This is a genomic window from Neobacillus sp. Fa239 (genome assembly GCF_055395235.1).
The window spans coordinates 1,691,722-1,708,893 of sequence record NZ_AP041611.1; the positions used below are offsets into that span (position 1 = coordinate 1,691,722).

The following is a 17,172-nucleotide window of genomic DNA, read 5'->3' on the forward strand; positions in this document are numbered from 1 at the left end:
TAATTTTTTATGATAGAAAGAAGGAAACACCATGAATGTACCTGAGAATTTTATTATTACAACTTTAAAAGGAAAAGATGTTCTCTCTAATCCTTTTTTGAATAAAGGAACGGCTTTTACGAAAGAGGAAAGGGAGGACCTTGGACTCGACGGTTTGTTACCGTCCCGTGTACTCACCCTTGATGAACAGGCAAATAGGTTCTATGAGCAATATTCAATGCGAACAACGAATCTGTTCAAAAACGGGGTGCTTTATGATTTATATAACCGTAATGTCGTTTTATTTTACCGAGTTTTAAAAGAACACCTAGCAGAAATGCTTCCAATCATCTACACTCCTACTGTTGGTGAAGCGATCCAGTCATACTCCCATACCTTCCGCCGCCCAGGTGGTTTATATCTATCCATTGATGATCCAGAGGGCATTGAAAAAGCATTTTATAACCTTGGGCAGTCCAAAAATGACATTGATTTAATCGTCGTTACCGACTCTGAAAGCATTCTTGGTATCGGGGACCAAGGGGTAGGCGGCATTAATATAGCCATCGGTAAACTTGCCGTTTATACAGCGGCAGCTGGTATTGATCCAAGCCGCGTACTGCCTGTTGTGTTGGATGTTGGTACGAACAATCAGGCTTTGATTTCAGACCCTATCTATATCGGCAACAAATTCGCCCGTGTCCGCGGTGAGCGTTATGATCAATTCATTGATTTATTCGTTCAGACGGCAAGAAAGTTCTTTCCAGAGGTTCTTCTTCACTGGGAGGACCTTGGCAATGTGAATGCGCGTAAAATCATGGATAAATACGGTGACAAAATCCTTACCTTCAACGATGATATCCAGGGAACAGGTGCTGTAACCCTTGCGGCCGTTATGTCTGGATTGAAAGTAACAGGAGCTGCTCTGAAGGACCAGCGCATTGTTGTCTTCGGACCAGGGGCTGCTGGTATTGGTATCGCTGACCAAATCGCAGAGACTATGGTTCTTGAAGGGCTGACCAGAGAAGAAGCCTATGACCGTTTCTGGGCTATCGACTATCGGGGGTTACTAACGGATGAAACACAAGATGTCCTGAAATTTCAAAAGCCTTATGTAAGAAAGGCGAATGAAGTGAAGGAGTGGGATAAGAATGAGGATGGAATCATTTCATTAATGGAAGTCGTTCAGAGGGTGAAGCCAACCATCCTGATTGGTACTTCCGGACAAGCTGGCGCCTTCACTGAAGAAATTGTGAAAGAAATGGCCAAGCACGTAGAGCGTCCCATCATCTTGCCTATGTCCAACCCTACCGCACTGACTGAAGCCGTGCCGGTAAACTTGATTAATTGGACAGATGGAAAGGCTCTCATTGCAACCGGCAGCCCGTTTGCCAATGTAGAATTCAATGGTGTTTCCTATGAAATTGGGCAGTCTAATAACGCATTTGTATTCCCTGGCCTTGGCCTCGGAGCTATTGTTGCAAAAGCTCAGATTATCTCAAAAGGAATGTTCGCAGCAGCAGCAAACGCTGTAGCACAAATGAGTGACAGCTGCCAACCAGGTGCATCGCTGCTTCCATCGATTGACAAATTGCATGATGTATCAATCTATGTTGCCGTCGAAGTAGCAAAGGCTGCGATCGAGGAAGGGATTGCGAGAGCGGATATTACGGATGTAGCGAAAGCTGTGGTAGATGCCGTGTGGCAGCCTGAGTATAAGGAAATTAAGAGTGTCGGTAATTGGGCAAGCATTTAATTTCTATATGATTAATATGTAAAATAAAATGCCTGTACTCCTGGTAATTGACGAAAGTCGTTTTACTAGGCAGTGACAGGCATTTTTCCTATTTAACTAGATCATAATTCGACCATTGCTCAGGCTACACCAATTGAGCACTCGATATATTATTTATAACAACAATTAGGATAAAATTAATGGAATTGACATGAATATATGTGAATTTTTTAGACTAATACTAATGACCTTTCCTAATAGATATTCGGTAAAGGTTGATTAGGCGGTAATATATCTGCGTAACTTTTTTAGTTATAGGAAATTTTTAAAGCGTATATTAGGTAAATGTATATGTATATTGAATTTTCTAAAATTTTAACTTATATTAAAAATAAAAAAAGAACTACTGGTTCGTTATTAGAACCAAATTCCTCTTAGAATAAAAAGCCTGCTAAATTATTAACCATTCATAGGCATTCAACATATATCCATTAAATTAAGGAAGGGGATAAAAAATTGTTACTTTTAAATGCCGATGAACAAAGAAAATTAATAGATACGAAAGAAGTTATTGATCATGTCAGCTCTGCTTTATGGGAATTTTCCGCAGGCAGAACCATTACACCGATTCGTACAGCTCTCCCATTCGGTAACGATCAAAACACGGCATTAGTCATGCCATCGATTGCCGAAGAACTCAAGGGTCTGGGATTAAAATTAGTGACTGTAGTACCAGGCAATCATAAAGTCGGAAAGAAAATGATTAATGGTGTAATCATGCTTTTTGATTTTGAAACAGGAGAACCGGTTGCTCTTTTGGAAGGTTCGTATTTAACAAAGATACGTACGGGAGCGTTATCAGGAGTTGCTACGAAGTATCTATCCCGCCAGGATTCAAAAGTACTAACTCTAATAGGGACGGGGGAACAGGCGATAGGTCTGATAGAAGCGGTTCTAACGGTTCGGGAAATTGAAAAAGTAGTCCTATATAACAGGACTGAAAAAAAGGCACACAATTTTGCTAAAATTATATCTGAAAAATTTAACAAAGAGATTCAAGTTTACCCGGATCCCAATAAGGCCGTTCAGGAAGCAGATATTATTATTACGGCCACCAATTCACCTTCACCCGTTTTTTCGGAACCTTTAAGACCGGGTGTTCACATCAATGCCGTAGGATCATTTCGCCCTGAGATGCAAGAACTTCCGTCTTATGCCATATCTTCTGCAGATAAGGTAGTAGTAGAATCAACAGAAGCAGCACTTGAGGAAACCGGTGATCTGCAGTTTCCGATTCACGAAGGTAGTTTTTCCCCGGATAAAATTTATGCCGAACTAGGTGAAATTGTAAGTGGGAAAAAACAGGGAAGAGAAAACGATAATGAAATTACCGTGTTTAAATCTGTCGGCCTTGCCGTCGTGGATATATTAGTTGCCAAATATGTGTACGAAAAAGCTATAAAACATAAAGCGGGGTTTAGTATACAGTTGTAATTGGTTCCTTAGGAGGATTGGACAATGGGATTGCGTGTAGATGAAATGCTCCGGCTGGAGCCGTTAAAAGAATTGCGTGTAATTGCTGGATGGAAAGGTTTACACCGTATTATTGAGGAGGTCAGTGTCCAGGAAATTCCAGATAATTTCGAAACTTTCTTGGTTGGCGGTGAATTGATCTTAACAACCTTTCATAGCTTAAGTGCTGACCAGGAAGGGCAGGTGGAGGCAATTCAAAAGCTCGGGGAGGCCGGTGTATCTGCTGTTGGAATCCACCCTTTTGTAACGGGGACAAAATTTAGTGAGGAATTGTTAGAGACAGCTGACTTTTATAACCTTCCCATCGTTTTATTACCTCCTACCATGCCCTATACAAAGGTTTTTTCTGCGGTATTAGGGGCGATTCATAATAGAAAATCACAACAAGCAGTCTCAATTACAGAGAGTCGCTTAAAGGCCAATTTTTTGACAGAGCTAATGGAAGGGAAATTTAACCTCGAGGATGATTTGTACCGACGTGCCCATTCTATTGGACTGAATCTTAAACATAAACATATAACCGTCATTGCTTCCATTGAGCGGGAAGCTCTGTTAAGTGAACAGCTATTAGATCAGAAAATATATACTGTCGTTCATTCGATAGTAGAAAAACATTCACCTCGTAGTGAGGTCCTGGTTAGTGATCAAGCGATTATTGTGTTTGTACATGTTGACTGCAATACACCCATAGGCAGGGTGAAACAAGAAACAAGACAATTATCAGAGCTGATCCAAAAAGCAGTAGATAATGCATTTTCTGGCTCTACGATAACTGTTGGTATCGGTAATTATTATAAATCTCCAGTAGATTTAAGTAAGAGCTTGAAAGATGCCCAGTATACGTTGGACGTGGGAACCAAATTTTTTGGGGCAGGAAGTATCATTTCCGTACAGGAATTGGGAGTTTATGGTGTATTAGGACAGACTTCAAAAGCTCTTTTAAGTGAATTTCCTTTAGGCATCCTCGAACAGCTTCTCCATTATGACTTTGAGAATCAAACAGAACTAGTTAAAACTGTAGAAGTATATCTTGATAGCAAAGAGAGCTTTTTGGATGTGGCGAAAAAATTATATTTACATCCCAACACCGTCAAATACCGAATTCAAAAGGTTCGGGAGATCTTAGGGTTTGACCCTTTCAAAAATCCGGCATATCAATTAAATTTACACCTCGCACTCAAAGTCCGGTGCCTATTACCTTAATCAACTAATTTTATTTTTAGTAATCTATTGAAACGCTGATTGTTTTCCATAAACAAACATTTGGCGTTTTTTTTGTTCCCTGAAAATATATCTCTTTCTAATTTGCAACGGTATAATTGGCGTAAATTCTGAAAATTCAAATTTGTAAAACGAATATAGGCATGGCTATTAAATGACTTGATGTTTTGCCAAATGATTAAAAAGGAGGATTTTCATGGTTAGTCAAATAAGAATGGGTTTTGATGTAGGTGGAACGTTTACTGACGGAGTGATTATGCAAGGACGGGAAGTTATAGGAAAAACAAAGTCTTTGAATACAGAAGATGTAACGACTGGAATTGTAAAGGCGTTAGATAATTTATTAAAAGAAAGCAAGATTTATCCTTCAGATATCCAAATGATTTCATTAGGCACTACTCATACCATAAATGCCATTATTGAGCGGAAAAATTTAGACAAGGTTGGGGTGTTGCGTCTTGGTGCACCTTCCTCCACTTCCATTCCTCCGCTAACCGGGTGGCCGGAGGATTTAGTAGAAGCGATAGGCGGAAAACTACATACTCATATTATTGCCGGAGGCTCTGAATTTGATGGAAGAGATATCATGCCATTGGATGAGGACGAGATTGTAAGAGCCGTGAAAAAAATGAAAGGAAATGTAACATCTGTAGCGATTGTAGGGATTTTTTCACCCATCCTCACGAAACATGAAGAACGCGCTGCACAAATCGTTAGAGAATATTTAGGGGATGAGGTTTCGATCACGCTATCCCATAAAATTGCCTCCTTATCTTTAATCGAACGAGAGAATTCCACGATCTTAAATGCCTCTGTTGTTTCAGTCATGAGAAATGCAGTCAATGCGTTTAAAGAAGCGCTATGTGCCAGAGGTATTGATGCAAAGCTGTTCGCTGTGCAAAATGATGGCAGTGTAATGAGTGCTGACTTCGCAGTGGACTACCCGATTTTCACGGTTGCAGCTGGTCCCGCGGCTTCAGTCCGTGGAGCTGTTTACTTATCCGGTATTGAAAATGGTGCGGTAGTTGATGTAGGCGGAACATCGACTGATGTTGCGTATATTGTGAATGGTTTTCCACGGGAAAGCTCCATTACCGTCAATATTGGGGGAGTTACGACCAATATAAGAATGCCTGATTTATTATCGATTGCATTAGGCGGAGGAACCATTATTGAAAAAAATACGGATGAAACGGTAACAGTCGGACCTAAAAGCGTGGGGTATAAGCTTACGAAAGAGGGAATCTCGTTTGGCGGAACTATGTTAACCGTACATGATGTGGCAGTAGCGACTGGTCGTTTAACAAATAATTTGGATATCTTTGAAACGGAGTTTGTTACCCATAGAGAAAATATTGAAGCAGTACCGAAAGAAACGATTCTGGAAGCTGACAGAATCATTAAAGAAAAAATTGAAGTTGCCATTGACCAAATGAAGACCAAGGCTGGATTAATCCCTGCCATCTTTATTGGCGGAGGAGCTATAGTTGTTCCACAAACGAATATTAATGGCACCTCTGAAGTCATTATTCCAGATAACTTTGAAGTTGGAGGAGCAGTTGGAAGCACCATCGCTGAAATTAGTGGATCCTCGGAAATTGCGGTCGACCTTGAAACAGAAAGTAGGGAATCTGCCATTGAACGTGCTGTTGAATTGGCGAAAAATCATGTGAGAGAGGCTGGGGCAGTGCCTGGCACCGAGGAAATTTTAGAAATCGAAGAGGTTCCATTTACTTATATGCCTGGTAAAAAAGAGCGGATACGAGTTCGCGTAAAAGGCAATGTATTTTAAATCGAAAGGAGGCAGTTTTCCGGTGAGTGTTTATGATGTGCTTCAGAATTGGAATATTTCTGAATATCGGGTAATTGATAAAAAGAGTATCGATGAAATTACGTTAGGTGCTTCGATTTTGGCAACAGGAGGCGGAGGGAATCCCGAAATAGGAAGACTATGGGCTTATAAAGTCCTGGAGGAAAAGAAAGATATAGTCTTAATCGACCCTATGATGGTTCCAGATGATGTCCTTATTTGTTCTGTTTCTCCTTTGGGTTCCCCAGTTGTTTTAACAGAGAAGCCGCCAAATGTGGACGCATTAAAACAGTCGATTTCAAAACTGGAAAAATACCTGGGAAAGAAAGTCGAAGCGATTGTTCCGCCAGAATGCGGGGGAGTAGCGTCCATTGTCAGCTATGCGATAGCTGGAGAGTTAGGAATCCCGGTGATTGATGCAGACGGAATGAATCGTGCTTTTCCAGAGCTTCAAATGACATCCTGGGCAACACATGGCGTGCCGCCAACACCTACCGTTTCGACAGATGACCGTCTGAATTCCACCATTATTGATACTAAAGATAACTTAATGGCGGAATCGATTGCCAGAAAGGTGTCGATGTCCTATGGCGGCATTTCATGGATTGCCACCTATCCAATGAATGGCAAAGATCTTAAAAGAGCGTCGATTCTTCATTCTCAAAGCATTGCATGGGACGTGGGAAAAGCAGTTATGTATGCGAGAAAGCATCATGTAAACCCTGCAGAACAGATTATCCTGAATCTAAAAGAAAAGTATCAGGTTACGGGTTTCAAGGTATTTGATGGAAAGGTTTCCGATATCCAAAGGGAATTTGGCGGGGAACTAAGTAAAGGATTCACGATCGGTAAATTAATTATGCATGGGATTAATCAGGATACAGGGAAAGTGGCAACGATCGATTATCAAAATGAATGGCTAAATCTAATCATAGACAATGAAGTGAAATGTTTAACCCCTGACTTAATTGCGATAATTGATGTTGAAACAGGGGAGCCGATACGTACTGAAATTGTTAAATACGGTTATCGAGGAACGGTCCTTCTCTTATCAACTCATGAACGAATGCGGACAAAAAAGGGGATTGAGACATTTGGACCAAGATACTTTGGATACGATTTAGATTACGTTCCAGTTGAAGAATTAAACTAATTGCATGGGGAGGGATTTAAATGAGCGTCTTTGACAAAATCAAAGAAATGGGAATTACAAAATTTAAATTGATCGACAGGAAGGATATTGAGGAAATCACCCTTGGTGCCTCCATATTAGCAACAGGAGGAGGAGGGAATCCGGAAATAGGCCTGCTTTGGGCTCTTAAAGTGTTAGATGAAGGAAAAGACATCGTCATGATCGATCCTGAAGATGTACCCGACGATATTTTAGTGGCTTGCCCAACTCCTTTAGGTTCTTCCATCGTCTTAACGGAAAAACCGCCCAATGAAGACGTTTGCACGCATGCTATTTCAAAACTGGAGGACTATCTCGGCCAAAAAGTACAGGCGTTGATTCCACTGGAATGTGGAGGAGTAGCGTCGACCATTACATACGCGGTTGCAGGTGAATTAGGTCTCCCGATTATTGATGCCGATGGAATGGGTCGGGCATTTCCTGAAATTCAAATGACATCTTGGGCTACCCATGGTGTCCATCCAACCCCTACCGTATCGTGTGATGACCGGCTGAATGTAACCGTGATTGATACAAAAGAAGACTACTTAATGGCAGAATCGATTGCCAGAAAAACATCGATGTCCTATGGAGGAATCTCATGGATTGCCACCTATCCAATGAGAGGATCGGATGTGAAGAGGACATCGATCATCAACTCCCAAAGTATTGCCTGGGATGTAGGAAAATCTGTCCTGCATGCCCGAAAAGAACACGTAAATCCAGCGGACCAAATCATAACTGACCTTAGCGAAAAGTATAATCTTTCAGGATACAGAGTGTTTGATGGGAAAATTACCGATATCAAGCGAGAATTTGGTGCAGAGATGCAAAAGGGATTTACGTTAGGGACGCTCGTAATGGAAGGAATAAACGATGATAAAGGCAAGGTTGCCACACTAGACTTTCAAAATGAATGGTTAAACTTAAATATAAATGGTCAGCTCGAATGCACCACCCCTGATTTAATTATGATTGTTGATACAGAAACGGGTCAGCCGATTCGAACAGATATCGTCAAATATGGGTATAGAGGAACCATTCTTCTTTTGATAGCACAAGACCGGATGAGGACTAAGAATGGTATCGAAGCGTTTGGCCCTAGATACTTTGGGTATGATTTGGACTATATTCCAGTAGAAGAGCGACAAAAGCACAAAGTGAACATTTAAAGAGATCCATAGAAAAAATAGGAGCTAACAGAAATGGAAAAATTAAAAAAGCGATTGCAAGAACTGGACTCCATTCCAGGTGTTTCTGGTGACGAGGGGAAAGTAGCTGAATATCTAGTTTCTGAAATGCAGCCTTTTATAGATGAGTTTTATCGTGATAATCTTGGGAATCATGTGTTTATTAAAAGGGGGAAAAGCCAGGATTTTAAGATTATGCTATCAGCCCATATGGATGAAATTGGATATATTGTAAGATTCATTGATGAGAGTGGATTTGTCTATATCCATCCTGTCGGGATTCATGACCCAAGAATGGCCATCAACCAATTCCTCAATATAAATACCTTTAAAGGCCTCGTAAAAGGGGTTACTGGAGTAAGACCAAGTCATATTGTAGCGCAAGAGGAAGCGAGCAAGACCATTCCGATAGAGGAAATTTTTATCGATGTAGGGACTTCCAGCAGAAAAGAAACACTAGAACTTGGTGTAAATATTGGTGATTATGTATCTTTTGATCGAAATGGACAATTTTTAAATAATGGCCATGTTTTTGCCGGGAAATCTGTAGACAATCGTGCAGGGTGTGCAGTGATGTTGGAAGTGATGGAAAGTCTTCACGATTTGGATATTTTCCCTACTGTGTATGCAGTGGCAACGGTTCAAGAGGAAATTGGCATTAGAGGGGCAGGCCCTGCCGCTTTTACAATAGAGCCTCATCTGGCTATTGCCATTGATGTGACCTTTGCGGGTGGAACCCCTAATACACCAGAAAAATCTCTGCCAATAAAAATGGGGGACGGACCTGCAATAAAATTTTTCGATTGGTCCTTAAAAACGTTTAATGGAAATGCTGTACCGAAAAAGTTAACGCAGCAATTAATACATGTAGCCGAGACAAACGAGATCCCATACCAACGGGATGTCGTATTACACGGGGCAACAGATGGTGCGAAAATCAGTTTGGCTGGCAAAGGGGTACTGACGGGAGGGGTTTCCATTCCGATGAGATATATGCATACGGCTGTCGGCAGTGTTTGCATAGAGGATATTAAAAATTCAGCTAAACTTATTAAGGAATTTATTTTGCGTTCACAAGAGTTCTTTAAATAAAAGGCGTAGTTCTTGAATTATCCTGAACATGAAGTTGTCAAAAAACTTCTTTCTGCGGGGATTTTAGAATGTATATGGCTTGGTATTTAAGACGAAAACGACCGGAAAATGTATCATTTTGCCCTTAAAGGGTTTTTTTTTTAAATAACGCTATAAAAACGATTAGAAAATGGCTTGTATTTTTTGAGGAATACAAGCCATTTTTAATAGAGTAAATGAAAAATATTTATTCAGAATACTTTATTTATTCCAAAAATATTGTTAATATGAAAATAAATACAGTATTACTTCAAAAAATTCAATATCTAGAAATTTTTTCAGTTTTACTGTAGATTTTGGAGGTTCAACAATCGTGGAAGAGATTGTAAAAATCTGAGAATTACGAAAACTTACATAAAAGGAGATGAGAGAAAAAACTTGCGTATCCATTAGGTTTCTAACTCCGATTATTACTGGATTGTAATGAAAATCAGGCAAAAAAATACTAGGGAGTAATTTTTCTAAAGAAAAGGAGCGAGTTTTTGTGACGCGATATCGTTTAGCAATTGACATAGGGGGAACATTTACAGATTTAGTACTTTACGACAAGAAAGAAAAAAGATATCAAACGGAAAAAATATTAACAACTCCAAGAAACTTATCAGATGGTGTAATCGAAGGAATGCAAAATCTAGTAGAAGATTTTCGTGAGATTGATTATTTTGTACACGGAACAACAGCCGGGCTTAATGCATTTCTCGAGAGAAAAGGGTCAAACGTGGCCTTAATTGTGACAAAAGGATTTCGGGATATCTATGAAATCGGTCGTGCCAATCGGCCGGACATGTACAGCATCAGATATCGTAAACCGGAACCATTGGTCAAGCGGCGTAACGTTTTTGAGGTCGAGGAACGGGTGTTGGCTGATGGCACCATTGATAAAGACCTTAATGTCAATCAATTAAATGAAGTTCTTAATCAAATAATTGAAAGCGGATTCAATTCTGTTTCTGTCAGTCTATTACATGCTTACAAAAACCCTGATCATGAAACAAAACTTAAAGAGTTTATCAAACAAAAAGCGCCTCATATTTCTGTGTCCCTTTCTCATGAAATTGCCCGGGAATGGCGTGAGTACGAGCGGACAAGCACAACCGTGATCAATGCTTATGTCGCTCCAATTGTTGAAAACTATCTTTCCAGTCTTGAGAAAAGAACTGTTCAAGGCGGACTGGAAGGAGATTTATATATCATGCAATCCAATGGGGGTGTAATGACTTCCGAAGTGGCGAAAAAAATGCCGATTCAAACGCTGATGTCAGGCCCGGTTGGCGGGGCAATAGGCAGTATTAGCCTTGGGAAACTGACGGATTATAAAAACTTGATTTGTGTAGACATGGGAGGAACAAGCTTCGATGTCAGCCTTGTCATCGATGGAGAACCGGACGTAACATCTGAAACGAGCTTGGAAGAATTTCCGATCCTTTCACCAATGGTTAATATTCACACAATCGGGGCAGGCGGCGGTTCCATTGCTTGGATTGAGGGCGGGGCACTGCGTGTTGGACCGAAAAGTGCCGGTGCTGACCCGGGACCTGCTTGTTATGGGAACGGAGGTACCCAAGCCACTGTTACCGATGCAAACCTTGTACTAGGAAGACTGGATGAGGACGGGTTCCTTGGTGGAAATATGAAATTAAACCGCGATGCAGCTTATAAAGCAGTTAAGGAAATCGCTGACCAGCTTGGACTGGGTGTCATTGAAACGGCGGAAGGGATTTGCGACATCGCCAATGCAAAAATGGCTGATGCCATCCGTACATTAACTGTAAGCAAAGGGATTGACCCTCGTGACTTTGCACTGGTTGCTTTTGGTGGAGCTGGACCGATGCATGCTGTTTTAATTGCTGATCTTCTTGGAATTAAGAAAATCCTTGTTCCGACTGTTGCAGGGACTTTCTCAGCCTGGGGCATGCTGCAGACTGATATCCGACACGATGCAGTACGGACATTTGTATCCATTTTAACTCAAAGTGATAAAAAGAAAATGGCATTCCTTTTCGAGGAAATGGAAAAGGAAACGCAGAAAATTTTAGCCCAGCAAAAAGTGAAACAGGAAGATATGTCATTCCAACGCACGATTGATATTCGCTATGTCGGTCAGGAATACACAGTAAACGTACCTTTTCATTTTGAACAAATCGATGAACAAGCGATAGAACAACTTGCTGAACTTTTCCATGAGATGCATGGGAAAATTTACGGACATAACAATCCAGAGGGGATCATCGAGGCAGTTAATCTTCGTCTAACAGGCTACGGTAAACTTGAAAAAGACACTGAACGCACTGAGGAAAGCGTTTTCTTCGCCGAAACGGAAATTGTTGCAAGAAAAAATAAACAGGTAGTATGGAACGGAACAGAAGTAACTACTCCTGTTCTCACTACGGAGCATTTGAAGTATGGTCACCGTTTTTATGGACCTGCCGTAGTCGAAGATCCTAGAACAACGACTGTTATCCCAAGCGGATACAGAGTCGAAGTAGATCCTTTAGGAAATCTTGAAATTTCAAAGGAGGAAGAATAAGGATGGAAGCCAATACAGCAGTTAAAACCAGCCTGTTTTTAGAAAACCCAATTACAACGGAAATTATTCGTAACGCGTTAATTTCGGCAGCTCATGAAATGAATGCTAGCCTTGCAAGAAGTTCTTTTTCCCCAATCATCTATGAAATGAAGGATTGCAGCGTTGGGATTTTTAATAAGAATGCTGAGCTATTAGGCCAATCAGCGGGACTCCCGATCTTTCTGGGAAATTTGGATGAATGTATCAAAATCAATACCGACTATATCGGAGGGGTTGAAAATTATCGGCCTGGCGATGTATACATCATGAATGATTCTTATCTCACGGGTACCCATTTAAATGATATTACGGTTATTTCTCCTGTGTTTTACGATGATGACCTTGTTGGATTTACGGCAAATCGGGCTCACTGGCTTGATGTAGGTGCTCAGGACCCTGGATTCTCAATGGATGCTACAGAAATTTACCAAGAGGGAGTACGCATCCCTCCAACCAAAATATATGAAGCCGGGCAGGCACGAAAGGATGTTATTAATCTTATCGTTGCTAACAGCCGGTTCCGTGAAGCAGCATTAGGAGATTTAAATGCCCAAATCGCTGCATGCCGCACTGGTGAAAAGCGATTTCACGAAATCATCAGCCGCTTTGGTCTAGAAACAGTCAATCGATCGATCAGTGATATCTTTAAGCAGTCAGAGATTTTAGACCGCGAGAAGATTGCCAGTATTGCAGATGGTGTTTATGAAGCGGAAGGCCATTTGGACAATGATGGGGTATCGGATGAACCAGTTCAGGTTAAAGTTAAAGTCAATGTTGAAGGCGAAAATATTACCATCGATCTCACCGGTTCGAGTGAACAGGTAAGAGGGATGACAAACTGCGGACTTGCCCAAGCGATCTCAGCTTGCCGTGTTGCCTTTAAACAGCTCATCAGTCCTGAAGCGCCGGTTACTGGAGGTAATTTTAAAACCCTAAAAGTAGTAGTGCCGGATAGAACCATCTTCAGTGCACAAGAACCTGCTGCTTGTGTTTGGTATTTTTCCGCGTTAGGTCTTCTAATCGACCTTGTGGTCAAAGCACTTTCTCCGGCTATGAAGGAAAGCAGTGCCGGTGCACATTATGGGGATTCCATGATTGTTACCTTTGCCGGGGTTGACCCGCGCCGCAATAACACACCTTTCCTAAATGTTGAAGCAACTGCGGGCGGATGGGGAGGATTTGCGGCAAATGATGGTCAATCCGGCCTCATCAATAATGTTAACGGTGATTTTAAAAACTTGCCTGTTGAAGTTCTCGAAGATAAATATCCTTTCAAAGTAACAACTTACGGTTTTAGACCAAATTCCGGTGGTGCAGGTAAGAATCGTGGTGGGCTCGGTCTTGTAAGAGGATATGAGGTTGCTGCTGATGAATCTTATTTATCCCTTTGGTGGGAGCGTTCAAAGACACCGGCTTGGGGACTTTTTGGAGGCCGCGCATCGTCTGCTCCAGAAGTAACGATTTTTGCAGGAGGCGAGGAAGAAAAAGCACTGAAAATAAATGCCAAACCGATGAAGAGAGGGAACCAGGTGATCGTTAAAACCGGCGGCGGCGGCGGGTTTGGCCATCCATTTGACAGGGAAATCCACCGAGTGCTTGATGATGTCATCGATGGGTATATCGATAGACAAAATGCTATGGAACAATATGGAGTGGTCATTAAAGCAGATGCATTAGAAGTAGATGAGCAGCAAACAATCAATTACCGGAACGCAAACCGATACTAATCTCGAGGTGGAACATGCGGCGTATTTTAATTTCGTTTGAAAATGGAGAAAAATTGCCGGCCACCTTGCTAGAGAAGAAGGCTCTCCAAACGTGTCAATTCGTTTGGGAGGCTCTCCCTTTTACTAGTATCGTAAAACACTCCAGATGGTCTGGCCGAGAAGTTAATCTTGAATTAAAAACAACGAAAAAGCCTAATAAAGAGAATCAAACCATTTTCACTAGTATAGGGGAAGTCATCTACTGGAGGGATTGGACAGCAGAGTCTGAACAGGATGTTTCAGAAGTAATAGCCATCTACTATGGTGCAGAGCATACACGCAGCCACAAAGGCGATGAGCCAGTTAACGTATTTGCTCAAATTGATTCTAATTATTTGGAGTCTCTAGGAGCTATTGGGGAACGAATTTGGTTGAACGGAACGGAACAAGTGTGGATAGAAAGATTGGAAGAATAATAATATTCAATTTTACAAGCATAAGAATTTTGAATCGATTAAACCATTATCAAAATAAATAAAGGTTTGATTATTTTAATATTTTTATTACCTGGAGGTTATAAGATGCCTAAGAAAATTTTATTTATAAATCCCGTGCACACTGATGCCTTTGATGATGATTTCAGAACACAATTTGAACGTTATAAAAGTCCCGATACCGTGGTGGATGTAGTTTCTTTTGATGGAGTAGGACCGATCCATATCGAGTATAGCTGCTATGAGGCCATGGTTATTCCTGAGTTAATCAGAACTGTAAAAAAAGCGGAAGAAGACGGCTATGATGCCGCCATTATCGGTTGTTTCTATGATCCTGCATTAAGAGCCTGCCGTGAGGTTGCTGAAAAAATGGTGATAACTGGACCCGCTGAATCAGCTCTCCATATTGCCACTACATTGGGAGAAAATTTTTCTGTTGTCGTAGGCCGGCAAAAGTGGATTCCAGAAATGAAAGAAAATGTTCATAAGTATGGCTTTGCACATAAATTAGCGTCATTTAAATCTCTTGGCTTGGGAGTCCATGATTTTCAAAAAGATCATGAAGAGACGAAAAGAAGAATTAAAAAAGCTGCGACTGAAGCCATTGAACAAGATGGTGCAGATGTCATAATATTGGGATGTACTGGTGAGTATGGCTTATTTGAGACTTTACAGGAAGGACTGGGGGTCCCAGTCATAGATGCAAGCTTGGCCCCATTTAAATATGCAGAATTCTTAGTGGAGATAAAACAAAAATTGGCATGGACACATAGTAAACTTGTAGGTTACCAATCACCACCTGCCGACGAGGTAGAAGAGTTTCAATTGTTTAATCAGGTTTCACTAAAAAGGTAATATGATGCTTCTTTCTTGGTGGAATGAAGCCTGTACTTGACAGGACTCATTCCACCAAGTTTTTTTAATCCCTAATTGTTTGCAAAATAGAAAATAATTTTGATAAAGTAACATTTTTTTAATTGATAGTGTAAAAAATTTAATATATAATAAATTCAGAAATAAGAAAATAATAAAAATTCGAAATGTTTGGATATTTTTAGCAAGGAGGTGTTAAAAGGAATCATTTCTGCACATGGTAAATTTTCGCAATATTCAATAATCATTTTTAACAAGGGGGATTTATATGAGTTTGCAGACTACTTCAAATGTTTCACAAGCCGGTAGACAGAGGGTACAAGTTGGTAAATTATTCGAGAATATGCCAGTAACAAGCCAGCATTGGAAAGCTGGACTTGCTTTATTCTTCTCCTTCGTAATCGAAGCATGGGAAATGATGATCATTATTCTTGTGAGCGGTTCCATTGGAAAGGATTTTAAGCTAAATGGCGTACAAATTGGTTCTTTAATTGGATCTATTTATCTTGGAATGATACCGGGTTGTTTAATATGGGGAAAACTGGTAGATAAATGGGGACGTAAAAAATCCATGATTTACAGTTTACTGCTATATGGAATCATTTCGCTCATAAGCGCATTTTCAGTCAACTTTGACATGCTTTGGTGGATGCGTTTTGCGTCCGGTGTTGCACTTTCCGGATTAATGGTTGCGACGTTTCCTTACTTCGAGGAGCTTCTTCCTATTAAAGCACGCGGAAAAGCAACGGTATATCTTGCATCTGGCTGGCCGATCGGATTTCTGATTGCGATTGGTATTTCCTATTACTTCAGTGGGCTTGGCTGGCGTTGGGCTTTAGCCATTAGCTCTCTTGCAGGTCTATGGCTCCTCGTAGTGGCGAAACTGGTTCCAGAATCTCCTTACTGGCTGGCCGGGAAAGGCCGTCAGGAAGAGGCAAAAGACGTTATTGGCAGACTTTCTGAAGGTAAGATGGACAAGGATTTAGACGGGATTGAACTTGTAGTGGACAAAGCTAAAGAAGGTTCGTTCCTTGAAATTTTTAAAGGGAAATACCTCCGTCCTACAGTTCTTCAGTTAATCATTAACTTCAGCTTTTCTTGGGGATATTGGGCTCTGTCTTCTTGGATGCCCGTGCTTTTGGCGAAAAAGGGTCTTAGCACACCGGCTGGTTTAGGTTTCATGGCACTTTCCGCAATTTTTATGTTCCCGGGTTACATGACATCGTCTTATTTGACAGGGAAATTTGGCCGTAAAAAGATCATGTTCATCTTTGTTCTGTTGGCGGCGATCAGTGGTTTTGGTTTTGCCTCTTCAAGCACAATGACAGAAATGTATGTGTGGAACTTTATCCTTTCCTTCTTCAGTTTAGGTGCGTGGGGAGTTTGGGATACTTGGATGGCGGAGCTTTACCCGACAGAGGTTCGTGGCGTCAGCTATTCACTTGGTTCCAGCGCCCAACGTGTGGCGAACGCGATTGCACCAAGTGTAATTGGGGCCATGTTGGCTGCAAATACAAGTTTTATGGTAACCGTTTCATTCATCTCCGTATTTTTGGTGATTACTTTTATCGCAACGCTCTTCCTGAAGGAAATGGAAGGGGAAATTCTTCATTAAGAGAGAGAAAAATTTGGGCGACATACAAGTTGCCCAATTTTTTTCTATCAATTCAAAATTACAGTAATAGTGTAAAAAATATAAAAAATTTTGATATTACTGTAATTTCTGATTGATTTAAAAATTATTTTGCTATAAAATGAAAACA

At 40.9% G+C, this 17,172-nt stretch carries 12 protein-coding genes; all 12 read left to right on the forward strand.

Going from position 1 to position 17,172, the window contains the following annotated elements; genetic code table 11:
* Positions 1-31: 31 nt before the first annotated feature.
* The 12 genes from ACZ5XR_RS08045 (at position 32) to ACZ5XR_RS08100 (ending at position 17,024) form a co-directional block, all read left to right on the forward strand.
* Positions 32-1,735 (forward strand): NAD-dependent malic enzyme, encoded by a 1,704-nt coding sequence (locus ACZ5XR_RS08045; RefSeq protein WP_464501141.1) that lies wholly within the window; start codon positions 32-34, stop codon positions 1,733-1,735.
* Positions 1,736-2,230: 495 nt separating this feature from the next.
* Positions 2,231-3,208 (forward strand): ornithine cyclodeaminase family protein, encoded by a 978-nt coding sequence (locus ACZ5XR_RS08050; RefSeq protein WP_464501142.1) that lies wholly within the window; start codon positions 2,231-2,233, stop codon positions 3,206-3,208.
* A gap of 24 nt (positions 3,209-3,232) precedes the next feature.
* Positions 3,233-4,450 (forward strand): PucR family transcriptional regulator, encoded by a 1,218-nt coding sequence (locus tag ACZ5XR_RS08055; RefSeq protein ID WP_464501143.1) that lies wholly within the window; start codon positions 3,233-3,235, stop codon positions 4,448-4,450.
* A 214-nt stretch (positions 4,451-4,664) separates the two neighbouring features.
* Complete coding sequence (locus tag ACZ5XR_RS08060) at positions 4,665-6,260, forward strand: hydantoinase/oxoprolinase N-terminal domain-containing protein (RefSeq protein WP_464501144.1); 1,596 nt, start codon at positions 4,665-4,667, stop codon at positions 6,258-6,260.
* A 22-nt stretch (positions 6,261-6,282) separates the two neighbouring features.
* On the forward strand, positions 6,283-7,431 hold the full coding sequence (locus ACZ5XR_RS08065) for a DUF917 domain-containing protein (protein WP_464501145.1): 1,149 nt from the start codon (positions 6,283-6,285) through the stop codon (positions 7,429-7,431).
* A 20-nt stretch (positions 7,432-7,451) separates the two neighbouring features.
* Positions 7,452-8,621 (forward strand): DUF917 domain-containing protein, encoded by a 1,170-nt coding sequence (locus tag ACZ5XR_RS08070; RefSeq protein WP_464501146.1) that lies wholly within the window; start codon positions 7,452-7,454, stop codon positions 8,619-8,621.
* A gap of 33 nt (positions 8,622-8,654) precedes the next feature.
* A complete protein-coding gene (locus tag ACZ5XR_RS08075) occupies positions 8,655-9,731 on the forward strand; it encodes a M42 family metallopeptidase (protein WP_464501147.1) in 1,077 nt (358 codons plus the stop codon).
* 523 nt (positions 9,732-10,254) lie between these two features.
* Positions 10,255-12,297, forward strand: a complete 2,043-nt coding sequence (locus ACZ5XR_RS08080) for a hydantoinase/oxoprolinase family protein (protein ID WP_464501148.1) — start codon at positions 10,255-10,257, stop codon at positions 12,295-12,297.
* A gap of 2 nt (positions 12,298-12,299) precedes the next feature.
* On the forward strand, positions 12,300-14,063 hold the full coding sequence (locus tag ACZ5XR_RS08085) for a hydantoinase B/oxoprolinase family protein (protein WP_464501149.1): 1,764 nt from the start codon (positions 12,300-12,302) through the stop codon (positions 14,061-14,063).
* 14 nt (positions 14,064-14,077) lie between these two features.
* Entirely contained in the window at positions 14,078-14,518 is a 441-nt protein-coding gene (locus ACZ5XR_RS08090; protein ID WP_464501150.1) for a DUF3830 family protein, read from the forward strand.
* Between the two features lie 105 nt (positions 14,519-14,623).
* Positions 14,624-15,391: an aspartate/glutamate racemase family protein gene (locus tag ACZ5XR_RS08095; protein ID WP_464501151.1), complete on the forward strand. Its 768-nt coding sequence runs from the start codon at positions 14,624-14,626 to the stop codon at positions 15,389-15,391.
* A 286-nt stretch (positions 15,392-15,677) separates the two neighbouring features.
* On the forward strand, positions 15,678-17,024 hold the full coding sequence (locus tag ACZ5XR_RS08100) for an MFS transporter (protein WP_464501152.1): 1,347 nt from the start codon (positions 15,678-15,680) through the stop codon (positions 17,022-17,024).
* Positions 17,025-17,172: the final 148 nt, after the last annotated feature.